Raw genomic sequence first — 25724 nt, 5'->3', positions numbered from 1 at the left:
AACACCGTGACATTGTGCCGCGTGCCGGCAGCACCAAACAACCGCTACCACCGCGCGTCGCCGTTGTCACAAAGCCGTCACAAAGCGTGGGTATCGTTGCGCTCGCTCTCAACCGCAACCCTTGGAGGTTCTATGCAGCACACCCTCACCTCTCGACGCACGTGGGCGCTGGGCGCCGTTTTGGCGGGCGCCCTGTTGTCGCCGCTGGCGCATGCCAATTTGGTGAAGGTGGACGGCTCGTCCACCGTGTTCCCCATCACCGAGGCCGTGGCCGAGGATTTCCAGAAGGCCACGCAAGGCAAGATCAAGGTGACCGTCGGGATCTCCGGTACCGGTGGCGGTTTCAAGAAGTTCTGCCGCGGTGAGACCGATATCTCCAACGCCTCACGCCCGATCCTCGAGCAGGAGATGAAGGCTTGCGCGGAGGCCGGTATCAAGTTCATCGAACTGCCGGTTGCGTATGACGCGCTGACGGTCATCATCCACCCGAAAAACACGTGGGCCGGCGAACTGACCGTTGCCGATCTGAAAAAAATGTATGAGCCCGCCGCGCAGGGCAAGGTCAACAACTGGAACCAGATTCGTTCGACCTTCCCGAACGCGCCGCTGAAGCTGGCGGGAGCGGGCGCTGACTCGGGCACCTTCGACTACTTCACCGAAGCCATCGTCGGCAAGGCCAAGTCCAGCCGCGGCGACTACCAAGCCACCGAAGACGACAACGTCACCATCCAGTACGTCTCGCGCGACGTCAACGCGATCGGTTACCTCGGGCTGGCCTACTACCTGGAAAACAAGGACAAGGTCAAGGCGGTGGCGATCAAGAAGGACGACAAGTCGCCGGCCGTGCTGCCCTCGCTGGAAACCGTCAACAAGGGCACCTACCAGCCACTGTCGCGCCCCATTTTCATCTACGTTAGCACCAAGGCCGCGGAGCGTCCCGAGGTCAAGCAGTTCGTTGAGTATTATCTGAGGAACGCTGCGAAGCTGTCCAAGGAAGTGGGTTATGTGGACCTGCCGGCCAAGGCGTACGAGCTGGCGCTCGACAACTTCCGCAAGGGCAAGGTTGGCACCGCGTTCGGCGGGCACGCCGAAGTCGGTGTCAGCGTCGAAGAGCTGCTCAAGCGTGAAATGAAGCACTGACGCCCGGACAGCGATCCGGGCCGTTGGCACCGGGCGTGGGCCATCCAGTCCCGTCCGGTGCTTTTCGTTGCGCGATCACACCACACCACCATGGCCGAGGCATCGACCCGATTGCACATCAACCGCCAGCGACAGGCCCGTGAGCGCCTGATCGAAGGTATTCTTTTTCTTGCCGCGTCCTCTGCCGTCGCGGTCACCGTGGCCATCGTCGTCATTTTGCTGTACGAGGCGGCCGGCTTTTTCCAGCACGTCTCGATCGTGGAGTTCCTGACCAACACCCAGTGGACGCCCATGTTCGAGAACCCGCAGTACGGCATCCTGCCACTGGTAACGGGTACGCTCGTGACGGCGGGGGTGGCGCTGTTGGTGGCCGTTCCAACCGGCGTGGTGGTGGCGATTTACCTGTCGGAATTCGCGCCTGCCGCCGTGCGGGAGACCATCAAGCCGTTCCTCGAACTGCTCGAGGGGGTTCCGACGGTGGTCTACGGCTACTTTGCACTCTTGTTCGTGACGCCGCTCCTGCAGCGCCTCATGCCCGATCTGCCGGGCTTCAACATGCTCGGCCCCGGCATCGTCATCGGCATCATGATCATCCCTTACGTGTCATCGGTGTCGGAGGACGCGATGCGCGCCGTGCCGATGCACCTGCGTGAAGGCTCGTACGCGATGGGCGCGACGCGTTTTCAGACCGCCACGCGCGTGGTGTTCCCGTCGGCCATCTCCGGCGTGCTCGCGGCGTTCATTCTCGGTATCTCGCGAGCGATCGGCGAGACGATGGTGGTGGCGGTCGCGGCGGGTCAACAGCCCAACTTCACGTGGGATCCCCGTGAACCGGCGGCGACCATCACGGCGTACATCGTGCAGGTCGCGATGGGTGACCTGCCGCACGGCAGCATCGCGTACCAGAGCATCTTCGCCGCTGGGCTGGTGCTGGTTCTGATGACGCTCGTCTTCAACATCATCGGCCACCTGTTGCGCCGTAAGTTCCGCGAGGCCTACTGATGCAAGCCGCCGAACTGCAAACCCTGCGCCAGCAGATCGCTTGGCGCAAGCGTTACGACATCTGGTTTGGGATCCTGGGCCTGCTCGCCACCATGGTGGGCGTGCTGACCCTGGTAGCCCTGTTCGTCGATCTCATCATGGACGGCTACGGGCGTCTGTCGTGGCAGTTCCTGACCAGCTTCCCCTCCCGGCGGGCGAGCGAGGCGGGCATTCTGTCTGCCTGGGTGGGGACGGCGCTGGTGATGCTGGTGACCGCCGCCGCGGCCATCCCGCTGGGGGTGGCGGCCGCGGTCTACCTCGAGGAATACGCACCCCGCAACTGGATCACGGACATCATCGAGATCAACGTGACCAATCTCGCTGGCGTGCCGTCGATCATTTACGGGCTGCTGGCGCTCGGCTTGTTCGTCTACCTGCTGGACTTCGGGCAAAGCATCCTGTCGGCCGGATTGACGCTGGCGCTGCTGATCCTGCCGGTCATCATCGTCGCGACGCGCGAGGCCCTGCGGGCCATTCCCATCGGCATACGCGAAGCCGCCTACGCCCTGGGCGCGAGCAAGTGGCAGGTCGTCTCGCACCACCTGCTGCCCTACTCGTCCGGTGGCATCCTCACCGGCATCATCATCGGCATGGCGCGTGCGATCGGTGAAACCGCACCCGTGATCACCATCGGTGCATTGACCTTCATCGCGTTCCTGCCGCCCCTGCCCTTCACCACCGACCCGGCGACCGGCGCCACCGTCGGACCGTTCGAGTGGCTGTTCGCCCCCTTCACGGTGCTGCCGATCCAGATGTTCAACTGGGTGTCGCGCCCGCAGGCGGCCTTCCTGGAAAACGCTGCGGCCACCGGCATCGTCATCATCATTGCGACGCTGGCGATGAATGGCATCGCGATCTGGCTGCGCTACCGCATCCGCAAGACGATCAAATGGTAATGGCTCACGACATGAACATGCCCACCCACCCCGTGGTCGGCCCGCTCAAGGCCGAAACGAGCGGTTTCCACTTCTACTACGGCGACCATCACGCGCTGCGCAATATCGACATGCCGGTGGGCGACAAGAAAGTCACCGCCATCATCGGGCCGTCCGGCTGCGGCAAGTCGACGCTGTTGCGCAGCTTCAACCGCATGCACGATCTGTATCCCGGCAACCGCTACGAGGGCGAGATCCGGCTGTATCCGGACAACGTCAACATCATCGAGCGCGGCGTCGATCCGATCGAGGTGCGCATGCGCATCGGCATGGTGTTCCAAAAGCCCAACCCGTTTCCGAAGTCGATTTTCGAGAACGTCGCCTACGGCCTGCGCGTGCGCGGCGAGAAGCGCCGCTCGGTCATCGAGGAGAAGGTCGAGGAAGCACTGCGCGGCGCAGCGCTGTGGGACGAAGTCAAAGACCGGCTCGACAGCCTCGCCACCAACCTCTCGGGTGGCCAACAGCAGCGTCTGTGCATCGCGCGCGCGCTCGCGGCCGATCCGGAGCTGCTGCTCTTCGACGAGCCGACCTCGGCGCTCGACCCCATTGCCACCGCCGGGATCGAAGAGTTGATCGGGCAGATCAAGCACCGCGTGACCATCCTGATCGTGACGCACAACATGCAACAGGCGGCGCGGGTGTCGGACTTCACGGCCTTCATGTACATGGGCGAGCTCGTGGAGTTCAGCCCGACGGAAGAGCTGTTCGTCAAGCCGAAGAAACAGCAGACCGAGGACTACATCACGGGCCGCTTCGGCTGACGGCCGCTTGGGCGCCCGAGCGCCCGTGACGGGTTTGCTATGCTGGGGCCTGTCTCTACGGAACCCCACATGCAAGACGGAACCCTCCTCGCCGCGCTGGACCTCGGCTCCAACAGTTTTCGCCTCGAGATCGGCCGCTACCACGGCGGTCACATCGAGCGCGTCGAATACCTGAAGGAGACGGTTCGCATCGGCGCCGGGCTGGACGAGTCCCACAACCTCAGCCGCGCGGCGATGGAGCGCGGCTGGGCGTGCCTGGCGCGCTTCGCCGAAAAACTGCGCGGGTTCGAGCGGCGGCAGGTGCGCGCCGTCGCCACGCAGACCCTGCGCGAGGCGCGCAACCGCGACGTCTTTCTCGAGCGCGGGCAGGCGCTGCTCGGGTTCCCGATCGAGGTCATCGCCGGACACGAGGAGGCGCGCCTGATCTACCAGGGGGTCACGCACTTGCTGCCGCAGTCGGACGAGCGGCGGCTCGTGATGGACATCGGCGGCCGCTCGACCGAAATCATCCTCGGCCAGGGTTACAGCCCGCAGCGCATGGAATCGTACCCGCTGGGCAGCGTCACGTGGTCGACGCGCTATTTTCCGGAGGGGCGCTTCACCGAACGGGGGCTGCGTACCGCCATCGTCGCGGCGCAGGCCGTCCTCGACCAGGCGCTGGAAATCTTCGTGCCGGGGCAGTGGGACACGGTTTACGCGAGCTCCGGTACGGCGGGGGCGCTGTCCGAGATCCTGACGCTGGCCGGCTTCGAGCCGGGGCTGATCACGCGCGAGGGGCTCGACTGGCTGGTGCAGCGGCTGCTGCGGGTCGGCCGCGTCGACCAGATCCGGCTCGAGGGGCTGAAGGACGACCGGCGCCCCGTGCTTGCCGGGGGCCTCAGCGTGCTGCTCGCGGCGTTCGAGCTGTTCGGCTGGCGCGTCGTGCACCGGGCACAGGGGGCGCTGCGGCAGGGGGCGCTGTTCGACCTGATCGACCGCGCGTCGGACCAGACCGACGCGCGCGAGCGCACCGTGCGCTGGCTGGCCCAGAAATTTGCCGTCGATGCGGCGCAGGCCGAGCGGGTGCAGCGGGTGGCTACCGCGCTGTTCGAGCAGATCGCCACGCCCGACCCCCGCAACGGCCGCTATTCGCAAAAGCTGGCGTGGGCGGCGCGGCTGCACGAGATCGGCGCCCACATCTCGCACACGGATGCGCACAAGCATGGCGCCTACATCCTCGACCACGTCGATGCGCCCGGGTTCTCGCTGGCGGAGCTGCACCGGCTGAGCCTCCTGGTACTGGGGCAACGCGGCAAGCTGCGCAAGGTCGAGTCGGCGCTGGACGACGAGCTGTTCGTCAAGCAGCTCATCAGCTTGCGGCTCGCGGTCATCCTGTGCCACGCGCGCAAAGACCCGGATATGCCGGCGTTGCAACTCCGACAGGGCCCCGGCCCGGTCTTTACGCTGCGCAGCATCGCGGGCTGGGCGCAGCGCTACCCGCAGTCCGCATGGTTGCTACAGGAGGAGGCGCACGCCTGGGAGCGCGCGCCGTGGAAACTGCGCCTGGCGTTGGCGTGACCGCGACGGCCCTACCCTGCCATCGGCCCTCGCGCTCCGCGTACCCGTCGCACCCGATGGGGCGAGCGACGTGCGGGCTTACAGCAGCTCCGGCGTCTGCACGCTCAGCAGCACCGTCTGGCCGACGCCGTCGCGCTCGCGGTGGCGCAGCCACCACACCGCGCCCTTGCGCACCGAACACTCGCCGCTGGCGATGCCCAGCAGCTGCGCGATCACCCGCCCGAGCGTCGGCTGGTGCCCGATGATGAGCACGGGCTGTCGCGCGTGGGGCCACTGCGCCACGTCCAGCAGCGCCTGCGGCGACCCGCCTGGCGCCAGATCGGGGTGCACGCGGTAGCGCCGCCCCAGCGCGAGCGCCGTCTGCTCGGTGCGCACGGCCGGGCTGCTGAAGATGCGCACGCCCTCCGGCAGCCGCCGCTCCAGCCAAGCGGCGACGCGGGCCGCCTGTTTTTCCCCCTTGGCCGTCAGGCGGCGCGACAGGTCGTCCCCGCCGCCCTCGTCGGTTTCGTCCAGGTCCTCGGCCTCGGCGTGCCGCCACAGGATCAGGTCCATCGCCGTTCACCCCCGGGTGCCGTAGCGTGTCATCAGCGTCCCCTGCGCCGACGGCACGCCCGCGCGGGATCCCTTGGGCAGCGTCTCGATGGCCTTGACATAGTGACCGTCGGGCTGCAACAGCCAGGCGTCGCGCTGGTCGTTCAGGTACAGGCGCAGGCATTCGTCGATCAGCCGCTCGCGCAGGTGCGGATCGCGCACCGGCCACGCGAGCTCGACGCGGCGCAGCATGTTGCGGTTCATCCAGTCGGCGCTGGACAGCCACAGTTCCTCCTGGTCGCCCCAGCGGAAGTAAAACACCCGCGAGTGCTCCAGAAAACGTCCGATGACCGAGCGAATGCGCACGTGCTCGGTGAACCCGGGCACGCCGGCCGGCAGGATGCACGCGCCACGCACGATGGCGTCGATCTGGACCCCTGCCTGGGACGCCTGCACCAATGCGCGTGCCAGCGGCTCGTCGGTCAGCGCGTTCATCTTGAGCATGATCTGCGCCGGCTGACCCGCGCGCGCGGCCTCGATGCACGTCTCGATGCGTTCGAGCAGCCCTTTTTGCAGGTGGAACGGCGCCATCCACAGCCGGCGCAGCTTGGGCAGGCGGTTTTGGCTCGCCAGGTGGTGGAACACCGCGTCCACGTCGGCGGTGATGTCTTCGTCCGCAGTGAAGTAGGAAATGTCCGTGTAGAGCTTGGCCGTGCCCGGGTTGTAGTTGCCCGTCGAGAGGTGGGCGTAGCGCACCAGGCGGCCTCCCTCCCTCCGGGTGACGAGCAGCATCTTCGCGTGGGTTTTGAGGCCCACGACGCCGTACACGACCTGGGCCCCGACCGACTCCAGCCGCTCGGCGTGGTTGATGTTGGCCTCCTCGTCGAAGCGCGCCTTCAGTTCGACCACCGCCGTGACCTCTTTGCCGCGGCGGACCGCCTCGCGCAGCAGCTCGGTCATTTCGCCGCGCGTGCCGGTACGGTAGATCGTCTGCTTGATCGCAAGCACGTTGGGGTCTTCCGCCGCCTCGCGCAGGAAGGCGAGCACCGCGTCGAAGCTCTCGTAGGGCTGGTGGATGAGGACATCGCCCTGTTTCAGCCGCTCGAAGAAGGACTGCCCGGCCGGCAGCGACACCGGCCAGCCCGGCGTGAAGCGCTCGAAACGCAGCGCCGGGGCGTCGATCTGGTCGACCAGCTGGTTGAGCCGCACGAGATTGACGGGGCCCGGCACGCGGTACAGGCTCTCGGGGGGCAGCTCGAACTGCTCCAGCAGAAAATCGGCCAGAAAGTCCGAGCAGCCGGCCGACACCTCCAGCCGCAGCGCTTGCCCGAAGTGGCGCTGCTGCAACCCCAGCCGTAGCGCGGTGCGCAGGTTTTTCACTTCCTCCTCGTCCAGCGCCAGGTCCGAGTGGCGCGTGACGCGGAACTGTGAAAACTCGAGCACCGTCCGCCCCGGGAACAGGTCCGGCAGGTGCGTGCGGATGATGCTGGAGATGGAGACGAAATGCTGCTGCTTGGAGCCGGCCACCGGGGGCATGGCGACGAAGCGCTTGAGCGCCCGCGGCACCTTGACGATCGCGATCTCGTTTTCGCGCCCGAAGGCATCCCGCCCACCCAGCCGGACGATGAAATTGAGCGACTTGTTGGCCACCTGCGGGAACGGGTGCGACGGGTCGAGCGCCACCGGCAGCAGCAGGGGCTGCACCTCGTTGACGAAATACTCACGCACCCAACGCCGCTGGCGCGGGTTGCGCTGGCCGTGGGTGATGATGCGGATGCCGCGCTTTTCCAGCGCGGGTAGCAGCTCGTCGTTATAGAGCGCGTACTGGCGCGCCACCAGCGCGTGGATGCGATCGGTGAGCGCGCGGAAGGTCTCCACTGTCGCGATCCCGCGCTGCTCCTGCGACATGCGTGCCGCGTGGTGGGGGGCGAAGCGCACCTCGAAAAACTCGTCCAGATTGGACGAGACGATGGCCAGAAACCGCAACCGCTCCAGCAGCGGCACCTCGCGCCGGCAGGCCCAGTCCAACACCCGCTCGTTGAACGCCAGGATGCTCTGGTCGCGGTCGAGAAACGCGTGGCGGGTCGATGGGTGGGCGGGGGTTTGTGACATGGTCAAAGTCTATATCACGGCCGACTGCGGCCGGGGTGGACGGTGGATCGGGCGACGATCACGAAATCACCACTCCCGCCCCTGGTCTGACGCAAGCCCTCAGCATCCATCGCCGAGCAGGTGTCGCCGGTACCGCGCCGGCAGATCCGACAGCCGCATCATCATCGGCAGATCCGCGGTGTTGAAGTCCGGGTCCCACGCCGGCGGTCCCAACACCTTCGCGCCCAGGCGCAGATACCCCTTGACCAACGGCGGCGGCTCCACCGGCAGCGTGTCGTCCAGCGCCTCCACGGGCAGCGGCACGCGCGGCCGGACGTGGTACTCCACGGGGGCGAGGTAACGCTCGCGCACCTGGCGCCAGATGCTGGCGGCAGCGTGCCCGCCACCCGCCATGCCGTGCGGCCCCTCGTGGTGCATGGGGATGCTGGCGCAGCCGATCATGATGTCGAGGCGGTTGCGCTGCATGAACTCGGCCAGCGCGGCCCACAGCGCCATGATCACGCCCCCGTGCCGGTGGGCGGGATGGACACAGGAGCGTCCCAATTCCACCGTGCGGTCGCGCAGCGAGCGCAGGCGCGTCAGGTCGAACTCGGTGTCGCTGTAAAAACAGCCGACGCGGCTGGCCTGCACGGGCGTGAGGACGCGGTACGTCCCGACCACGTCCCCCGACTCGCGATCACGCACCAGGAGATGTTCGCAGTACTCATCGAACAGGTCCACGTCGTGGCCCGGCAGCGGCGTGCGCAGCCGCGCCCCCATCTCCAACGCGAAGACCTCGTACCTCAAGCGCTGGGCGGCGCGGACTTCGTCGAGGTGGCGCGCCCAGACGACCTCCAACGGTGTGTCGGCACGAGGCGCTTCCACCACGCCCGGATGAAGCCACCTCCCGGCCGCCCGGCCGTGGGGGGGCTCCCCCGTCGAAAACAGGTGCAGGGTGGGGGTCGGCAGCTCTTTCATCGATGACTTCTCCACGGGGTCGTCGCGCGCACTGACGGGTGACTCCACGCAGGCCGCGGTGCGTGGACCATTGTGAAAAGCCGCCGTGACGGTACCTTGACCGTTTCATGTCAAATCGACGACCGATGGTGGCGCGACCGGCCACCGCAGGCGGCTCATGGCGGGCGGGCCGGAAACGATGCCATGCCTGTGGACCGGCGCAGCCTTACCGGTCGTCGCCCCCGCTCTGTGCGATCGCGCGGTCTGTGCTAGCCTTTGCATCGAGCAACCGTGACCGCGCGCCCGTTCTTGCCATGTTCGCCCGCCGCCGCCCCGTCCACATCGGTCTGTCGGCCCGCATCTTCCACCCGGAAGCGGGCGGCACGGGGCTGCGCAGCAAGACACTGCAGGTGCTGGAGCAGTCGGTCGCGCAGTGGGCGGCGTCGCGCGAGACGCTGGTGCTGATGATCCCTTCCGTGTTGCAGGACGGCGCGCTGCAGCGCAGCAGCATCCGTGTGCGCGATTACGCGGCTTATCTCGACGGCCTGATCCTGCAAGGGGGCGCGGACGTCAGCCCGCGCGCGTATGGCGAGGAGCCGCTCAAGCCCGAGTGGAGCGGCGACCCCGTGCGCGACGCCTACGAGCTGGAGCTGGTGCACGAATTTCTGGAGGCCGGCAAGCCGATCCTCGGCATTTGCCGAGGCATGCAGCTGATCAATGTCGCGTTCGGCGGCAGCCTGTACCAGGACATTCCGACCCTGCTGCCAGAAGCGATCGCGCACGAGACGCCCCACTACGACCGCCATCGACACGCGGTCGTCCTTGCGGAGGGCAGCTGGCTGCAGCGCTGGAACGGCGCGCTGCCCGGCCGCGAGGTGGTGTCGGTCCACCACCAAGCCGTCAAGCGGCTGGGACGCGACCTGATGGTGGAAGCCTCCGCACCCGACGGCGTGATCGAAGCGATCCGACACACCGGCCGGACTTTCGTTTATGGGGTGCAGTGGCACCCGGAGTTTCACGCGCTCGATGATCCGGCGCTGCTCGACCCGACACCGATGCTCGACGCGTTTCTGGCGGCGGCGCGGGGTTGAGTAGCCCGCCTTGAAAGCGGGCACGCCGGCACCGACCCACCGGCGCGGTAGCCGCCCACCGGCAGCGTCAGGCCGGGGTCGCAGCCGCCACCAGCCGCTGCGCCCAGGCGTTGGCGCGCGCCTCGTCGCGTGCCTCCACCATCACGCGCAGCACCGGTTCCGTGCCGCTGGCGCGGATGAGCACGCGGCCGTCCGCACCCAAGTCCGCCTCGGCCGCGCGGATCGCGTCGGCCAGCGCTGCGTTGGCTTTCCAGTCCACGCCGGACGCGAGGCGTACGTTGCACAGGACCTGTGGAAACAGCGTCACCCCGCGCAGCGCGTCGGCCAGGCTGCGCTGCTGGCGCACGCACGCCTGCAGCACCTGCAGCGCCGAGACGATCCCGTCGCCCGTCGTCTGCTTGTCCAGGATGATCAGGTGCCCCGAACCCTCGCCCCCGAGCAGCCAGTGGTGGCGGTGCAGTTCCTCGAGCACGTAGCGGTCGCCCACCTTGGCGCGCACGAGACGCACGCCGCGGGCGGCCAGCGCCTGCTCCACGGCCATGTTGGTCATCAGCGTGCCGACGACGCCGGGCACGACCTCGTCGCGTCCCAGCCGGTCATCGGCCAGCAGATACAGCAGCTCGTCACCGTTGAACAGCCGGCCGCTCGCGTCCACCATCTGCAGGCGGTCGGCATCGCCGTCGAGCGCGATGCCCAGATCCGCCTCGTGCGCACGCACCGCGGCGATCAGCGTTTGCGGGTGTGTCGCCCCGACGCCGTCGTTGATGTTGCGCCCGTTCGGGCTGCAGCCGATCGGCACGACATCTGCCCCCAGCTCGTGGAATACCGCGGGTGCGATGTGGTACGCCGCGCCGTGCGCGGCGTCGACGACGATCTTGAGCCCGCGCAGCGACAGTTCCGTGGGAAAGGTGCTCTTGCAAAACTCGATGTAGCGCCCGGCGGCGTCCTCGAGCCGCCGCGCGCGCCCCAGCGCCGCCGAATCGGCCCACTGCGGCGCGTCCTGCAGCGCCGCTTCCACTGCCAGCTCCCACTCGTCCGGCAGCTTGGTACCCTGCGCGCTGAAAAATTTGATGCCGTTGTCGGGGAACGGGTTGTGGCTGGCGCTGATGACCACGCCGAGGCTGGCGCGCTGCGCCCGCGTCAGGTACGCCACCGCGGGCGTCGGCACCGGCCCGAGCAGCACCACGTCCACGCCGGCGGAATTGAAGCCGGACTCGAGGGCGGACTCCAGCATGTAGCCGGAAATGCGCGTGTCTTTGCCGATCAGCACGGTGGGGCGAGCCTCGGTGCGGCGCAGCACCTGCCCCACCGCGTGCGCCAAGCGCAAGGCGAAGTCTGGCGTGATGGGTGGCTGTCCGACGGTGCCGCGTATGCCGTCGGTGCCGAAATAGCGTCGCGTCATGGGGATTCCCTCCGGTTTTCTCTTTGGTTCAAGGCCAGCCAGACTTTGAGCGCCTGCACCGTGGGGGCGACGTCGTGCACGCGCACGATGCGCGCACCACGCTCCACCGCCAACAGCGCCGCCGCCACACTCGCGCCCACACGCTCGCGGGCCACGTCCACCCCCGTGATGCGCCCCAGCGTCGATTTGCGCGACCAGCCGGCGAGCAGCGGGTAGCCCAGCGCCAGCAGTTCGTCCTGCCGCGCGAGCAGGTCGAGGTTCTGTTCGACCGTTTTGCCAAAGCCGATGCCGTAGTCGAGCACGATGCGCTCGGGCGCGACGCCGCGTGCGCGCAACGATGCCGCGCGCTCGGCCAAAAAGTCCCGCACCACCGGCACCGCGTCGCCTTCCATCGGCCGCACCTGCATGTCCTGCGGCTGGCGGTACATGTGCATCAGGCACACCCCGCACGTGGGGTGCGCCGCCACCACCGCCTCGGCCGTGCGGCCGTCGGCCCCGGTGCGCCGCAGCGCCCACACGTCGTTGATGATGTCGGCCCCGGCGTCCAGACAGGCGGCCATCACCTCGGGCTTGTAGGTGTCGACGCTGATCGGCACGCCCAGCCGCACCGCCTCGCGCACCACGGGCAGCACGCGCGCGAGCTCCTCTTCCAGCGGCACGGGCGGTGCGCCCGGCCGGGTGGATTCGCCACCGATGTCCAGCATATCGGCGCCGTCGCGCAGCAGCGCCTCGGCGTGGCGCAGCGCGGCGTCACAGTCGGTCAGTGCCCCCCCGTCCGAAAACGAGTCCGGCGTGACGTTGACGATGCCCATTACGCGCGGGCGCGAAAGGTCGATACGGAAGCGGCTGGTCTGCCAGACCGGCGTCGGGCTGGCGGATGGGGGCGCGGTGTGCATGGGCGCTATTGTGCCGCGGGAGGATTGCGGAACCGCCCCGGCCATCGTGAACACTCCTGAGAACCGCTCCGGGCGCGAGCCGCCCCATCTTCAGACCGCTCGAGCGCTACCCATCGACAGAGCCAAGACGGCGAAAGGGACAAAAGAAAAGCCGGCGCGTGCGCCGGCCGCTTGAGACACGTTCTACCTCGCCCTTTCACGCAGCGGACGGCGCTTGCGGCGTGGGGTCGGCCTTGACCGGCTCGGCCGCCCCGCCGGAGCCACCATTGCCCCCGGCCGGCGGCGTGTTGGGCGTGGCGTCCTTCGGCGGACGCGGCGGACGACCGGCCATGATGTCGTCGATCTGCTCGCTGTCGATGGTCTCCCACTCCAACAGCGCCTTGGCCATCGCGTGCATCTTGTCGGCGTTTTGCTCGATCAGACGCCGCGCCAGCGCGTACTGCTCGTCGATGATGCGCCGCACCTCGGCGTCGACCTGGCGCATCGTCTCCTCGCTCATGTGCGTGGTCTTGGTGATCGAGCGGCCGAGGAAGATCTCGCCTTCGTTCTCCGCGTACACCATCGGACCGAGCTTCTCGGACATGCCGTAGCGCATCACCATGTCGCGCGCGATCTGCGTGGCGCGTTCGAAGTCGTTGCTCGCGCCAGTGGTCATCTGGTTCATGAACACTTCTTCGGCGATGCGGCCGCCAAAGAGCATCGCGATCTGGTTCAGCATGTACTCCTTGTCGTAGGAGTATCGGTCCTTCTCCGGCAGGCTCATCGTCACGCCCAGCGCCCGGCCGCGCGGGATGATCGTGACCTTGTGCACCGGGTCGCACTTCGGTAAAAGCTTGCCGATGAGCGCGTGGCCGGCCTCGTGGTACGCCGTGTTGCGGCGCTCCTCCTCGGGCATGACCATCGACTTGCGCTCCGGACCCATCAGGATCTTGTCCTTGGCGCGCTCGAAGTCCTGCATCTCGACCACGCGGGCGTTGCGGCGCGCGGCCATCAGCGCGGCCTCGTTGCACAGGTTGGCCAGGTCGGCACCGCTCATGCCGGGCGTGCCGCGCGCGATCACCTCGGGGCTGACGTCCGGGCCGACCGGGATCTTGCGCATGTGGACCTTGAGGATCTGCTCACGGCCGCGGATGTCCGGCAGCGTCACGTACACCTGCCGGTCGAAGCGCCCCGGGCGCAACAGCGCCGCGTCCAGGATATCGGGACGGTTGGTCGCCGCGATGACGATCACGCCCAGGTTGGTCTCGAAACCGTCCATCTCGACCAGCATCTGGTTGAGCGTCTGCTCGCGCTCGTCGTTGCCGCCGCCCAGGCCGGCACCGCGCTGACGGCCCACGGCGTCGATTTCGTCGATGAAGATGATGCACGGGGCGTTCTTCTTGGCCTGCTCGAACATGTCGCGCACGCGCGCCGCCCCGACACCGACAAACATTTCGACGAAGTCCGAGCCCGAGATGCTGAAAAACGGCACCTTGGCTTCGCCGGCAATCGCCTTGGCGAGCAAGGTTTTGCCGGTACCCGGTGGCCCGACCAGCAGCAAACCGCGCGGAATGCGCCCGCCGAGCTTTTGGAACTTCTGCGGGTCTTTCAGGAAGTCGACGACCTCCTTGACCTCCTCCTTGGCCTCGTCGCAGCCGGCCACGTCGGCGAACGTCACGGTATTGGCGTTCTCGTCCAGCATGCGCGCCTTGCTCTTGCCGAAGCTGAACGCCCCGCCGCGGCCGCCACCCTGCATCTGGCGCATGAAGTAGATCCACACGCCGATCAGCAGCAGCATCGGCCCCCAGCTCACGAGCAGGGTCATCAAAAGCGACCCCTCCTCGCGCGGGCGCACATCGAACTTGACGTCATTGGCCAGCAGGTCGCCGACCAGCCCGCGGTCGAGGTAGGTCGCGTTCGTGCGCACACGCCGGTCGTCGGTCGTGACGGCGATGATTTCGGTGCCGTTGCTGCCTTCCTGGATCGTCGCGCTCTTGATGCGCTGGGCCTTGACTTCGTTGAGGAAGTCGGAATACGCCATGTAGCCCGCGCCGGCGGTCGCACGGCCGTCGAATTGCTTGAAGACCGTGAACAGCACCATGGCGATCACCATCCAGATCGCCACCTTGGAAAACCACTGGTTGTTCAACGAACGCTCCTGTCTCGTCACCCGAGGGCCGACCCGCTGCGGACGGGCGACCCAAACTCCATATGCGCCCCATTGTAGGACGGTTCAAGCCCCGTCCTCCTCGACCCGTCCGAAACCCTTTCGATGGCCCGGATAGTGCGGACACTATCGCGCCGCGGGCGCTCCATGTTCACTCAATGGCGCTTGAGACCACGGCCGACGAGGAAGGTTTCAGCCGACTGCGGCCGCGAGGCTTTGGGCTTGTGCGCCTTGACCGTGCGGAAGTGCACGCGGAACAGCCGCACCGCCGCGTCGTATGCACCACCGTGAAAGACCTTGGCCACCAGCGCGCCTTCGGGTGCGAGGTGATGCACGGCGAAGTCCACCGCGAGTTCGATCAGCTGCTCGATCCGGGCCGCGTCCACCGCTTCCACGCCCGACAGGTTGGGGGCCATGTCCGACACGACCAGATCGACGCGGCTCTCGGCGTCGCCCCCGAGGGCGTCGGCCAGCGCCGACTGAATCGCGACAAGCGTGCCCTCCTCGCGGAAGTCGCCCTGGATAAACCGCACGCCGTCGACTGGCTCCATCGGCAGCAGGTCCACCCCGACGATGACACCCTGCAGCCGCGGCTGCCCGTCTGCACCGGGGCGCGTGCCCAGACACCGGCGCAGGTATTGGCACCACGCCCCGGGCGCGCAGCCCAGATCGACGATGCACTGCCCCGGCCGCACGAGCCCGAACGCCTCGTCGAGCTCCTGCAGCTTGTAGGCGGCGCGGGAGCGGTAGCCCTCCTTCTGCGCCAGCCGCACCCAGGGGTCGGTCACGTGCTGGTGCAGCCACGCCTTGTTGACTTTTTTACTTTTGGTCTGGACTTTCATGGCACCGACTATACTGGTTCGGCGCAATCTGAAGCGCCACCGAGCTGTCTGACAGCAGCGGGCCGCCGCCGCCCCTTGCTGGGATAATCGCGACATGCCCTGCATCGAACTCACCCCCGCCCAGCGCGCCGTCCACCGCGGCGCGGCCCACCACCTCGAGCCGGTCGTGATGATCGGCTCCGACGGCCTCACGGACGCCGTCAAGGCCGAGGTCGACGCGGCGCTCAAGGCCCACGGCCTGATCAAGGTGCGCGCGCTCGAAGGCGACCGCGCGCAGCGCGAGGCGTGGCTGCACACCCTCGCGGACGAACTCGGCGCGGCCCCCGTACAACACATCGGCAAGCTGCTGGTGCTGTGGCGGCCGATCCCGCCCAAGCCCAAGGCGGTCGACGACGACCGCAAGCCCGGTCCGCGCGAATACAAGGTCATCAAATACAGCAAGAAGGGTGGCCAGCGGCCGGAGATCAAGACCGTGCGCGTGCTGGGCAACCAGCGCCTGACACCCGGCGGCCTGGTGAAGAAGGCCAAAAAACGCCAAAAGAGCGCGAAGAAGTCCGCCGCGGCAAGCGGTTGATCGCCCCGGCGCCGGCGCCGCCGCCCCGTCCGTGGCATGCTAGCGGTCATGAATGACCGACTCGATCCTGTCCTGCTGGACAATCCGCTGCTCGACTTCGAGGGGGTGCCGCGCTTCGACGCGGTCGAACCCGTCCACATCGAGCCTGCCATCGATGCCCTGCTGCAGCGGGCCGACGCCGCGCTGGAGCAGGCGGTGGCCGACGACTTCCCCGCCGACTGGCACGCGCTCGAAGCGACGCTCGACGTCGCTACGGAGCGCCTTGCACGCGCCTGGGGTGTGGTCAGCCACCTCAACGCCGTGGCCGATACGCCGGCGCTGCGCGCCGCGTACAACGCGCTGCTGCCGCGCGTCACGGAGTTCTGGACCCGGCTGGGTGCGGACGAGCGGCTGTACGCCAAATACAAAGCGATCGACCCCGCGACGCTCGACCCGGCGCAGCGCCGCGCGCACGCCAACGCCCTGCGCGACTTCGTGCTCGGGGGGGCGGAGCTGCAGGGGGCAGCAAAAGCCCGCTACGCCGCGATCCAGGAGCGGCAGGCGGAGCTGGCGCAAACCTTCAGCGAGCACGCGCTCGACGCCACCGACGCCTACGCATACTACGCCAGCGAGGCCGAGATGGCGGGCGTGCCGCCGGACGTCCGCGCCGCCACGCGCCAGGCAGCGCAGGCCGAGGGGCGCGACGGCCACAAGCTGGGCTTGAAGCTGCCGGTGTACCTGCCGGTGCTGCAGTTCGCGCACGACCGCGCGCTGCGCGAGCGGCTCTACCGCGCCTACGGCACGCGCGCCAGCGACCAGGCCGAGGGTGACCTGCGGCGCTTTGACAACAGCGACATCCTGCGTGAGATTCTGGCGCTGCGTGCGGAGGAAGCCGCGCTGCTCGGCTACCCGACGTTTGCACACCTGTCACTCGTCCCCAAGATGGCCGAGTCGCCGCAGCAGGTGATCGACTTCCTGCGCGACCTGGCGCGCCGTGCACGACCGCACGCCGAGCGCGACGTCGCGGACATGCGCGCCTTCGCGCGGGCAGAGCTGGGGCTGGACGACCCGCAGGCGTGGGACTGGCCTTACATCGCCGAGCGGCTGCGACAGGCGCGCTACGCCTACAGCGAGCAGGAGGTCAAGCCGTACTTCCCGCTGCCGCGCGTGCTCGATGGCCTGTTTCGCATCGTCGAGACGCTGTTCGACGTCCGCATCCGCGAGGATCGCGCCCCGGTGTGGCACCCGGCGGTGCGGTTTTTCCGCATCGAGCGCGACGGTGCCCTCATCGGCCAGTTTTACCTGGACCCGTCCGCGCGCGCCGGCAAGCGCGGCGGCGCGTGGATGGACGATGTGCGCACGCGCTGGCGGCGGCCGGACGGCGCGGGGCTGCAAACGCCGGTGGCGCACCTGGTGTGCAACTTCGCCGACGGCGTGGACGGCAAACCGGCGCTGCTGACGCACGACGACGTGATCACCCTGTTCCACGAGTTCGGCCACGGCCTGCACCACCTGCTCACCCAGGTGGACGAGCACGCGGTGGCGGGCATCAGCGGCGTCGAGTGGGATGCGGTGGAGCTGCCCAGCCAGTTCATGGAGAACTTCTGCTGGGAATGGGCCGTGCTGCAACAGATGACCGGCCACGTGGACAGCGGCGAGCCGCTGCCGCGCGAGCTTTTCGAGAAGATGCGCGCCGCGCGCCACTTCCAGAGCGGCCTGCAGCTGCTGCGGCAGGTGGAGTACGCGCTCTTCGACATGCGGCTGCACCTGGAGGGCGCGCCGGGTGGCGACGTGATGGCGCTGCTGCGCGAGGTGCGCGACGAAGTCGCCGTGCTGCAGCCCCCGGCGTGGCACCGCATGCCGCACACCTTCAGCCACATCTTCGCCGGTGGCTACGCGGCGGGGTATTACAGCTACCTGTGGGCAGAGGTGCTCAGCGCCGATGCGTACGCGGCGTTCGAGGAAGCGGCCGCACAACGCGGCTCACCGCTCGACGCCGAGGTGGGGCGGCGCTACCGGCAGGAGATACTCGAGGTGGGCGGCAGCCGGCCGGCCATCGAGTCATTCCGCGCGTTTCGCGGGCGCGAGCCGCGCATCGACGCGCTGCTGCGCCACCTCGGGCTGGCCTGAACCGGGCCTCAGGCGGCGCTGCCGTCGAACGCGATCGTGCGCACGCCCTCCGGCGTGCCCAACAAGCAGACGTGCGCGCGCTGGTGGGCGAACACGCCCACCGTCACCACGCCCGGCCAGTCGTTGACCATTGACTCGAACGCCAGCGGGTCGTCGATGCGCAACCCGTGCACATCCAGGACGTGCTGCCCGTTGTCGGTCACGAGCGGGGCACCATCGCGCAACCGCAGCCGGGCCTCGCCCCCCAGCGCCGCGAATTGGCGCATCAAGCGTCGCGCAGCCATCGGGATTACCTCCACCGGCAGCGGGAAACGCCCCAGCGTCTCGACCCACTTCGACTGGTCCGCGATGCAGACGAACCGCCGCGCCATCGCCGCCACGATCTTCTCGCGCGTCAGCGCCGCGCCGCCGCCTTTGATCATGTAGCCCCTCGGGTCGATCTCGTCGGCCCCGTCGATGTAGACCGCGAGTTCGTCGACGTCATTCGCGTCGAACACACGGATCCCATGCGCGCGCAGCCGCTGCGTCGAGGCTTCGGAGCTGGAGACCGCGCCGGCGATGCGGTCGCGCATCGTCGCCAGCGCGTCGATGAAGCAGTTGACCGTCGAGCCCGTGCCAACGCCGATGATCTGGCCCGGCTCGACATAGGCGAGCGCGGCGCGGCCCACCAGGGCCTTGAGTTCGTCTTGGGTCATCGTCGTCAGGGGCGTGGTCGGTGGCATCGGCGGGGATTCCTGCGTTGGGGAATGCGACAATCGGACGGATGGCGGCGTGACTGGGGCCGCCACCCCGTTCACCGAGCGATTATCCGATGACTTGGTTGCCCTACGCGCCGGCCCGTGCGGCGCTGTTCCGTCTGGACCCCGAAGCCGCGCACGACCTGACGCTGCGGACGCTGGAGCGCCTGCAACAGGGGCCGCTGCGCTGTCTGCTCGCGCAGCCGCGCATCGACGACCCCGTCACGGTGGCGGGACTGCGCTTTCCCAACCGCGTGGGACTGGCGGCCGGACTGGACAAAAACGCGCGCTGCATCGACGCGTGGGCGACGATGGGCTTCGGCTTCGTCGAGGTCGGCACGGTCACGCCGCGGCCGCAACCCGGTAACCCGCGCCCGCGGCTGTTTCGCTTGCCGGCCGCCGAGGCGCTGATCAACCGGTTCGGCTTCAACAACGAAGGGCTCGAAGCCTTCATCGCCAACGTGCAGCGCTCGCGCGTGCGGCAGGAGCGTCGCGTGCCGCTCGTGCTCGGCCTCAACATCGGCAAAAACGCCAGCACCCCGATCGAGCGCGCGACGGACGACTACCTGGCCGGGCTCGAGGGGGTGTACCCGCACGCCGACTACATCACGGTCAACATCTCCAGCCCCAACACGCAAAACCTGCGCACGCTGCAGAGCGACGCTGCGCTGGAGGGCCTGCTCACGGCCCTCGCGCAGCGGCGCGAGGCGCTGGCCGACCGCCACGGAGTGCGCCGACCGCTGTTCATCAAAATCGCGCCAGACTTGGACGAGACGCAGATCGCCACGATCGCCGACGCGCTGCAGCGGCACGGGATGGACGGGGTGATCGCCACCAACACGACGCTGGCGCGCGACGCCGTGCGGGGGGTGCCCCATGCGGAGGAAGCGGGCGGCCTCTCGGGCCGCCCGGTGGCCGAAGCGAGCAACCGCGTGATCGCGGCGCTGCGCCGACGGCTGGGTGCGGGCTTTCCCATCATCGGCGTGGGCGGGGTGATGGACGCCGACGGCGCACGCGCCAAGCTCGCCGCCGGGGCCGATCTGGTGCAGGTCTACACGGGTCTCATCTACCACGGCCCGGCGCTCGTGACCGAGGTTGCCCGCGCCCTGCGCGAGGCACAAAGGGAGGGACGGCAATGATCGATGCGGCAGTGGCGGCCGCCTTTTTCGGCGCGGCGGTGTTATTGGCGCTCAGCCCCGGGCCGGACAACCTGTTCGTGCTGATGCAGTCGGCCACGCACGGACGGCGCGCGGGCCTGCTCGTCACGTTGGGGCTGTGCACCGGGCTGTTGGGCCACACGGCCGCGGTGGCGCTCGGCTTGGCGGCGGTGCTGGCCGCCACCCCGTGGGCGTTGTGGGCGGTCAAGCTCGTTGGGGCGGCGTATCTGCTGTACCTGGCCTGGAGGGCGTGGCATGCACCCGTCGGGCCGCTCGCGTCGGCCCATGTGACGCGTCTGACGCCGCTGGCGGCGTACACGCGCGGTATCGTGATGAACCTGACCAACCCCAAGGTCGCGCTGTTTTTCCTCGCCTTTTTGCCGCAGTTCGTCGATCCCGCGCGGGGCGGTGTGCCGTGGCAGATCGTGCAGCTCGGCGCGCTGTTCATGTTGGCGACGCTCCTGACCTTCGGTGCGTTTGCCCTGTTTGCGGGCTGGATCGGCAGCGGCCTGCGGCGCTCGGCCCGGGCGCAACGGTTGCTCAACCGGGCGGCGGCGCTGGTCTTTGCGGGTCTGGCGGCGCGGCTGGCGCTGGCGCGCTGAGGCAACACACCCCACGACAACCCCACATCACCGCCACCGCGGGGACCCGCTCAAGGCCCCAGGGCCTGCGCCACCGCCTCCGCAACGGCCAGCGCGCTGGTGAGGCCCGGCGACTCGAACCCCAGCAGGTGCACGAGCCCTGCCCAGCCGTGTTCGGCCGGCCCATCCAGCCGGAAATCGGGTGCCGGCTCGTCGGGGCCGTGAATCTTGGGCCGCACCCCGCTGTAGGCGGGCTGCAGCGCCCCGTCGGGCAAACCGGGCCAGTAGCGGCGGATGGCCGCGTAGAAGGTGTCGGCCCGCCCCGGGTCGACCGCGTAGTCGATCGCCTCCGGGGTATCGACGGCGAGCCACTCCAGGTCGGGGCCAAAGCGCGCCTGTCCGGCCAGGTCCAGCGTCAGGTGCACGCCGAGCCACGCGTCCTGCGGCGCGGGGTACACCAGGCAGTCAGCCGGCGCGCGACCGCTCAAGGCAAAGTAGCTGCCTTTGGCGTAACGCGGCGCGGGCCAGCGCGTGGGATCGGGTCCGGCGATCGCGCGCGCCACGTGGCAGGCCCACAACCCCGCGGCGTTGATCAACACGTCCGCCGCCAGCGCGAACGGCTCCCCACGGTGCGTGTGACCGCGCACGCGCCAGCCACCCTCCCCCCGTGCGCCGATCGGCTCCGCCGCGTCGAATACCGACGCCAGCGCCACGCTGCCGCCAGCGGCCTCCATATCGGCCCGCAGCGCCTGCATCAGCCCGTGGCTGTCGACGATGCCGGTGGTGGGCGACCACAGCGCCGCCTGAACCCGCAGCGCCGGCGCGCGCTGCCGGACGTCGGCAGCGCTCAGCCACTCGACCGGCACGCCATTGGCCGCGGCGCGATCCGCCAGCCGCTGCAGCGCCTCGATTTGCTCCGCATCGGTGGCAACAATGAGCTTGCCGCAGCAGCGGTGGGCGACGCCGCGTGCCGCGGCGTAGTCGTACAGCAGCGCCTTGCCGCGCACGCACCAGCGCGCCTTGCAAGAACCGGGCGTGTAGTACAACCCTGCGTGAATGACCTCGCTGTTGCGCGCGCTCACCCCGGTGCCGATGGCCGTTTCGCGCTCCAGCACGACGACCTCCCGCCCCGCGAGCGCCAGCGCACGCGCCACCGCCAGGCCGATGACGCCCGCCCCGATGACCAGCGCCCCGACCCGCTCCATCGGGCGTCACCCGCGACGCCGCACCACCAGCAGCGCGACCAGCAGCGCCGCGATGGCCACGAAGTTCAAAAACGACCAGTTGGCGATCGTCAGCCCGAGGAAGGTCCAGTCCACCGCCGAACAGTCGCCGCTGCCGCGGAAGATCATCGGGATCGCGCGCTTGAGCGGAAACGCCTCGATCATCCCGTAAAAATCCCGCCCGCAGGTCAGGATCTCCGGCGGAAACCACTGCAGCCATGACTGCCGCGCCGCGACGAACGCGCCGCCGACGGCCAGCACCGCCGCGACCCCCGTGAGCGCGGCGCGCCCCCGCCCCCCGAGCGCGGCGGCCAGCGCGACGCTGAGCGTCACCAGCACCAGCGCATAGCGCTGCACGATGCACATCGGGCACGGCTCCAGTCCGACGACGTGCTGCAGATACAACCCGAACGCGAGCAGCCCCACGCACCACATGGCCACGCCCGCGAGCCACGCCCGCGGCCGCTCCGCCATCGCGCCCGTCACCCGGCGCCACAACCCGTCAGTTGGCATCGGCAAACGCCCGCTCGATCACGAACTGCCCCGGCGTGCTGGTGTTGCCCTCGACGAAACCGTAGCGCTCGCACATGGCCTTGAGGTCGCGCAGCATCGCCGGGCTGCCGCAGATCATCACCCGGTCCGTCTCCGGGTTGAGCTGCGGCAGTCCCAGCTCGCGTGCCATCTGGCCGCTTTCCACCAGTTGCGGGATACGCCCCTGGCGCTCGAACGGCTCGCGCGTCACCGTCGGGTAGTAACGCAGCTGCTTTTGCACCATCTCACCCAGAAACTCGTGCTGTGGCAGCTCGCGCGTGATGTAGTCGCGGTAGGCCAGCTCCGCCACCTGCCGCACGCCGTGCACCAGCACCACCTGCTCGAAGCGCTCGTACGTCGCGGGGTCGCGGATGATGCTCATAAACGGAGCCAAGCCCGTGCCGGTGCCCAACAGGTACAGGTGCTTGCCCGGCAGCAGGTAGTCGATCACCAGCGTGCCGGTGGGTTTGTGGCCGACGATGACCGTGTCCCCGGGCTGGATGTGCTGCAGCCGGCTGGTGAGCGGCCCGTCCGGCACCTTGATGCTCAGGAACTCGAGGTGCTCCTCGTAGTTGGCGCTGACGATGCTGTAGGCGCGCAGCAGCGGCTTGCCACTTTCCAGGCGCAGGCCGATCATCGTGAACTGGCCGTTGAGGAAGCGCAGCCCCGGGTTGCGCGTCGTGGTGAAACTGAATAGACGATCGGTCCAGTGGTGTACGGTCAGAACCCGCTCTTCGTCGAAAGCACTCATGATGGGGTGAACGAATGGCAACAATACTAAAGTAACAGCAGAGGCGGCCCCGGGCCTTGATGGGCCTCAATGCCCCGCAGCCCCTCGATGAAAAGTGGCATTGGGTTACAGTACTCGGTGGGTGACTGAACGGCCGATGGGCCCGGGCGTCACGCAATCGTATCAAAGCCTACATGCCGGTCTGATGCATTCATTCATAACTTCAAGCAATGAAGAGTCGATCGGCTTCAAGTACCAAGACAAGTAGAGATCTTCACCATGGCGCGCACCGTCCGTTGCATCAAGCTGGGCATCGAAGCCGAAGGGCTGGATTTCCCTCCGTACCCAGGCGAACTCGGCAAACGCATCTATGAAAACGTCAGCAAGCAGGCGTGGCAGGACTGGCTGCGCCATCAGACCATGCTCGTTAACGAAAACCGCCTGAACCTCGCCGACGCGCGCGCCCGCCAGTACCTGGCACGCCAGATGGAAAAACATTTCTTCGGCGACGGCGCGGATGTCGCCGCCGGGTACGTGCCCCCCACGACGCCTCAAGGGTGAGATGTCGGCTGCGGAGGTCGAGTGGCTGCCGGACGGCACGCCACGCAGCACGCGCTACGGCGACATCTACCGCAGCCGCGGCGCCGATGGCGCGGGCGGACTCGCGCAGGCGCATCACGTTTTTCTCGGCAGCTGCGGGCTGTGGCCGGCCGAAGGGGCGGTCTGGCGCGGACAGCCGCGCTGGCACGTGCTGGAAAACGGCTTTGGCCTCGGGTTGAACTTCCTGGCCACCTGGGCGGCGTGGCAGGCGGACCCGCACGCCCCTGCGGCCCTCTTTTACACCGCCACCGAAGCGCACCCCGCCACGGCGGACGATTTACGCCGCAGCGCCGCGCCCTATCCCGACCTCGCACCGCTGGCCGAAGCGCTGGCACAGCGCTGGACGGGTCTGCTGCCGGGTGTGCACCGCTGGACGTGGAACCCAACAGGCCCCGGGAAGACGCGCCGGCTGCACCTGACGCTGTGCGTGGGTGACGCCATGCACTGGCTGCCGACACTGGACACACCCGTGGACAGTGTGTTCCTGGATGGCTTCGACCCCGCGGTCAACCCCGCGATGTGGTCACCGCCGCTGCTGCGAGCCATCGCGCGGCTGTGCCGCCCCGGGACGCGCCTGGGCACCTGGACCGTCGCCCGTGCGGTGCGCGATGCGTTGACCGACGCCGGGTTTCGCGTGGAGAAGGCCCCGGGCCTGCCGCCCAAGCGTCACTGTCTGCGCGCGGTGTATGCGCCTGGGTGGTCGCCGCGGGCAACGCTGCGCCAGCCGCTGGTGGGACCATGCGGTAACGGTCGGCAGGCCGTCGTCGTCGGCGCGGGGCTGGCCGGCTCGGCCGTCGCGTGGAGCCTGGCGGCGCGCGGCTGGCAGGTCACGGTGCTGGACGGCGCGGACACACCGGCCGCGGGGGCGTCGGGGCTGCCGGTGGGGCTGGTGGCACCGCACGTCTCCCCGGACGACGCGCCGCTGTCGCGCCTGACCCGCGCGGGCCTGGTGTGCACGCGCGAGCGGGCACAGGCGCTGTTGACCGCGGGGGTTGACTGGGGGCCGAGCGGCGTGTACGAGCACCGGGTGGAGGACAAACACCGCCTGCCCGACACCCCCGAATGGCGGCTCCACGGCACGGCATGGAGCCATCCTCCCGAAGCGGAGCAAACCGCGCGCGCCGGGCTGCCACCCGATGCTCCGGCGCTGTGGCACCCCCGCGCGGCGTGGCTGCGTCCGGCCCGGCTGGTCGCGGCACAGCTCGCCCATCCGGCGGTGCGCTTCGTCGGCGGAGTGGCAGTCGGCGCGCTGGCGCGGCAGGACAGCGGCCGCTGGAACGTGCACACACCCGACGGCCGCGTATGCGCCGAGGCGGACATTGTGGTCGTGTGCGCGGGGTTTGACACGCGCGCCCTGCTCGCCCCGCTGGGCGTGACGGCACTGCCGCTGCACGCGCTGCGCGGGCAGGTCTCCTGGGGGCCGATGCCCGCGCTCGACGCCGATGCCCGCTCGGCGCTCCCCCCGTTTCCCGTCAACGGCCATGGCTCCCTGATCACCGGGGTGTCGGGCCCCGCGGGCGAGCCCATCTGGTGCATGGGCTCGACCTTCGTACGCGGCAGCACCGACCGCACGCCGCACCCGGACGAGCACGCCGCCAACCACGACAAACTGCGCCGGCTGCTGCCGAAGGCGGCGGCCGCGCTGGCCCCGGCGTGGTCGCAGGCGCAGGGGTGGGCTGGCGTGCGCTGCACACTGCCGGATCGTTTTCCCGCGGTCGGCGCCCTCGATCCCGAGCGGCTGCCGGGCCTGCACGTTCTGACCGGACTCGGGGCGCGGGGGTTGACGCTGTCGGTGTTGTGCGGCGAGGTGCTCGCGGCGTCGCTGCACGGCGAGCCATGGCCGGTAGAGGCCCGGCTGGCCCGGGCGCTGCTGGCGTCGCGCTTCGCACAGCGTCATGTCGCGCCCGTGGACGGTGCCGTTGCCGCCCGTCAGTCGCCGTAGCGGACCATCACGTAGCGGCCGGGCGCGGGTCCGAGCGTGGGGTTCTCGGGCGGCGTGCGCGCGGGAACCTCGCCACTGCTGCGCGCGCGCAGCCACGCGGGACCGCGACAGCCACCAGGCCTGCTGCTGTTGCAGCGCCTGCCGCGCCAA

23 protein-coding genes are annotated in these 25724 nt (G+C 68.9%); 12 read left to right on the top strand and 11 right to left on the bottom strand.

Features of this window, described 5'->3' with window-relative positions; translation table 11 throughout:
* Nucleotides 1-132: 132 nt before the first annotated feature.
* The 5 genes from LCC91_RS04970 to LCC91_RS04950 all read left to right on the top strand — a co-directional run bounded on the left by LCC91_RS04970 (nt 133) and on the right by LCC91_RS04950 (nt 5434).
* Nucleotides 133-1140 carry a PstS family phosphate ABC transporter substrate-binding protein gene (locus tag LCC91_RS04970; RefSeq protein ID WP_043703285.1) on the top strand — a complete coding sequence of 336 codons (1008 nt, stop codon included), beginning with the start codon at nt 133-135 and terminating at the stop codon, nt 1138-1140.
* Nucleotides 1141-1230: 90 nt separating this feature from the next.
* Nucleotides 1231-2142, top strand: a complete 912-nt coding sequence (gene pstC, locus LCC91_RS04965) for a phosphate ABC transporter permease subunit PstC (RefSeq protein ID WP_052231761.1) — start codon at nt 1231-1233, stop codon at nt 2140-2142.
* A complete protein-coding gene (pstA, locus tag LCC91_RS04960) occupies nt 2142-3077 on the top strand; it encodes a phosphate ABC transporter permease PstA (RefSeq protein WP_043703280.1) in 936 nt (311 codons plus the stop codon). Before pstC ends, pstA begins: the two co-directional genes overlap by 1 nt.
* A gap of 17 nt (nt 3078-3094) precedes the next feature.
* On the top strand, nt 3095-3877 hold the full coding sequence (gene pstB, locus LCC91_RS04955) for a phosphate ABC transporter ATP-binding protein PstB (RefSeq protein WP_224441069.1): 783 nt from the start codon (nt 3095-3097) through the stop codon (nt 3875-3877).
* A 69-nt stretch (nt 3878-3946) separates the two neighbouring features.
* Nucleotides 3947-5434, top strand: coding sequence for a Ppx/GppA phosphatase family protein (locus LCC91_RS04950; protein WP_043703278.1), 1488 nt, complete (start codon nt 3947-3949; stop codon nt 5432-5434).
* A gap of 78 nt (nt 5435-5512) precedes the next feature.
* Here LCC91_RS04950 and LCC91_RS04945 read toward each other — a convergent pair whose 3' ends face one another.
* The 3 genes from LCC91_RS04945 to LCC91_RS04935 form a co-directional block, all read right to left on the bottom strand.
* The gene (locus tag LCC91_RS04945; protein ID WP_043703276.1) at nt 5513-5986 is read right to left on the bottom strand and encodes a SixA phosphatase family protein; all 474 of its coding nucleotides are present in this window, start codon (nt 5984-5986) and stop codon (nt 5513-5515) included.
* Nucleotides 5987-5992: 6 nt separating this feature from the next.
* Nucleotides 5993-8077, bottom strand: coding sequence for a polyphosphate kinase 1 (gene ppk1, locus LCC91_RS04940; protein WP_043703274.1), 2085 nt, complete (start codon nt 8075-8077; stop codon nt 5993-5995).
* A gap of 99 nt (nt 8078-8176) precedes the next feature.
* Complete coding sequence (locus tag LCC91_RS04935) at nt 8177-9034, bottom strand: GNAT family N-acetyltransferase (protein WP_043703272.1); 858 nt, start codon at nt 9032-9034, stop codon at nt 8177-8179.
* 293 nt (nt 9035-9327) lie between these two features.
* Between LCC91_RS04935 and LCC91_RS04930 the strand changes: the two genes are divergently transcribed.
* Nucleotides 9328-10104 (top strand): gamma-glutamyl-gamma-aminobutyrate hydrolase family protein, encoded by a 777-nt coding sequence (locus LCC91_RS04930; RefSeq protein WP_043703271.1) that lies wholly within the window; start codon nt 9328-9330, stop codon nt 10102-10104.
* Nucleotides 10105-10171: 67 nt separating this feature from the next.
* Here the strand turns inward: LCC91_RS04930 and glmM are convergent, their stop codons facing one another.
* The 4 genes from glmM to LCC91_RS04910 all read right to left on the bottom strand — a co-directional run bounded on the left by glmM (nt 10172) and on the right by LCC91_RS04910 (nt 15390).
* Nucleotides 10172-11506, bottom strand: coding sequence for a phosphoglucosamine mutase (gene glmM, locus LCC91_RS04925; RefSeq protein ID WP_143897752.1), 1335 nt, complete (start codon nt 11504-11506; stop codon nt 10172-10174).
* Entirely contained in the window at nt 11503-12402 is a 900-nt protein-coding gene (gene folP, locus LCC91_RS04920; RefSeq protein ID WP_052231759.1) for a dihydropteroate synthase, read from the bottom strand. The genes glmM and folP overlap by 4 nt, the downstream gene beginning before the upstream one ends.
* 196 nt (nt 12403-12598) lie before the next feature.
* Entirely contained in the window at nt 12599-14530 is a 1932-nt protein-coding gene (ftsH, locus tag LCC91_RS04915; protein ID WP_043703269.1) for an ATP-dependent zinc metalloprotease FtsH, read from the bottom strand.
* A gap of 173 nt (nt 14531-14703) precedes the next feature.
* On the bottom strand, nt 14704-15390 hold the full coding sequence (locus tag LCC91_RS04910; RefSeq protein ID WP_043703266.1) for an RlmE family RNA methyltransferase: 687 nt from the start codon (nt 15388-15390) through the stop codon (nt 14704-14706).
* Between the two features lie 94 nt (nt 15391-15484).
* Between LCC91_RS04910 and LCC91_RS04905 the strand changes: the two genes are divergently transcribed.
* Complete coding sequence (locus LCC91_RS04905; protein ID WP_143897755.1) at nt 15485-15964, top strand: YhbY family RNA-binding protein; 480 nt, start codon at nt 15485-15487, stop codon at nt 15962-15964.
* Nucleotides 15965-16039: 75 nt separating this feature from the next.
* Nucleotides 16040-18073: a M3 family metallopeptidase gene (locus tag LCC91_RS04900; protein WP_143897767.1), complete on the top strand. Its 2034-nt coding sequence runs from the start codon at nt 16040-16042 to the stop codon at nt 18071-18073.
* A gap of 8 nt (nt 18074-18081) precedes the next feature.
* Here the strand turns inward: LCC91_RS04900 and rpiA are convergent, their stop codons facing one another.
* Nucleotides 18082-18768 (bottom strand): ribose-5-phosphate isomerase RpiA, encoded by a 687-nt coding sequence (rpiA, locus tag LCC91_RS04895; protein WP_185974886.1) that lies wholly within the window; start codon nt 18766-18768, stop codon nt 18082-18084.
* A 116-nt stretch (nt 18769-18884) separates the two neighbouring features.
* On the opposite strand from rpiA, the gene LCC91_RS04890 reads away from it, so the two are divergent.
* Nucleotides 18885-19949 carry a quinone-dependent dihydroorotate dehydrogenase gene (locus LCC91_RS04890; RefSeq protein WP_143897759.1) on the top strand — a complete coding sequence of 355 codons (1065 nt, stop codon included), beginning with the start codon at nt 18885-18887 and terminating at the stop codon, nt 19947-19949.
* Nucleotides 19946-20569 (top strand): LysE family translocator, encoded by a 624-nt coding sequence (locus LCC91_RS04885; protein WP_058615595.1) that lies wholly within the window; start codon nt 19946-19948, stop codon nt 20567-20569. The genes LCC91_RS04890 and LCC91_RS04885 overlap by 4 nt, the downstream gene beginning before the upstream one ends.
* Nucleotides 20570-20619: 50 nt before the next feature.
* Here the strand turns inward: LCC91_RS04885 and LCC91_RS04880 are convergent, their stop codons facing one another.
* From LCC91_RS04880 to LCC91_RS04870, 3 genes are read right to left on the bottom strand one after another with little or no spacing between them, the layout of a single operon-like run.
* Nucleotides 20620-21753, bottom strand: a complete 1134-nt coding sequence (locus LCC91_RS04880; protein ID WP_143897763.1) for an NAD(P)/FAD-dependent oxidoreductase — start codon at nt 21751-21753, stop codon at nt 20620-20622.
* A 6-nt stretch (nt 21754-21759) separates the two neighbouring features.
* On the bottom strand, nt 21760-22245 hold the full coding sequence (locus LCC91_RS04875) for a disulfide bond formation protein B (RefSeq protein ID WP_143897769.1): 486 nt from the start codon (nt 22243-22245) through the stop codon (nt 21760-21762).
* A 28-nt stretch (nt 22246-22273) separates the two neighbouring features.
* Complete coding sequence (locus LCC91_RS04870; protein ID WP_058615599.1) at nt 22274-23053, bottom strand: ferredoxin--NADP reductase; 780 nt, start codon at nt 23051-23053, stop codon at nt 22274-22276.
* A gap of 258 nt (nt 23054-23311) precedes the next feature.
* Between LCC91_RS04870 and LCC91_RS04865 the strand changes: the two genes are divergently transcribed.
* Both LCC91_RS04865 and mnmC read left to right on the top strand, forming a co-directional pair.
* Nucleotides 23312-23593, top strand: a complete 282-nt coding sequence (locus LCC91_RS04865) for an oxidative damage protection protein (protein WP_043703245.1) — start codon at nt 23312-23314, stop codon at nt 23591-23593.
* Nucleotide 23594: 1 nt separating this feature from the next.
* The gene (mnmC, locus tag LCC91_RS04860; RefSeq protein ID WP_052231757.1) at nt 23595-25574 is read left to right on the top strand and encodes an FAD-dependent 5-carboxymethylaminomethyl-2-thiouridine(34) oxidoreductase MnmC; all 1980 of its coding nucleotides are present in this window, start codon (nt 23595-23597) and stop codon (nt 25572-25574) included.
* The last annotated feature ends 150 nt before the right edge of the window (nt 25575-25724 follow it).

This window comes from Tepidimonas taiwanensis (assembly GCF_020162115.1).
Classification (GTDB): Bacteria; Pseudomonadota; Gammaproteobacteria; order Burkholderiales; family Burkholderiaceae_C; genus Tepidimonas; species Tepidimonas taiwanensis.
This window is presented reverse-complemented; position numbering and strand designations above follow the sequence as displayed.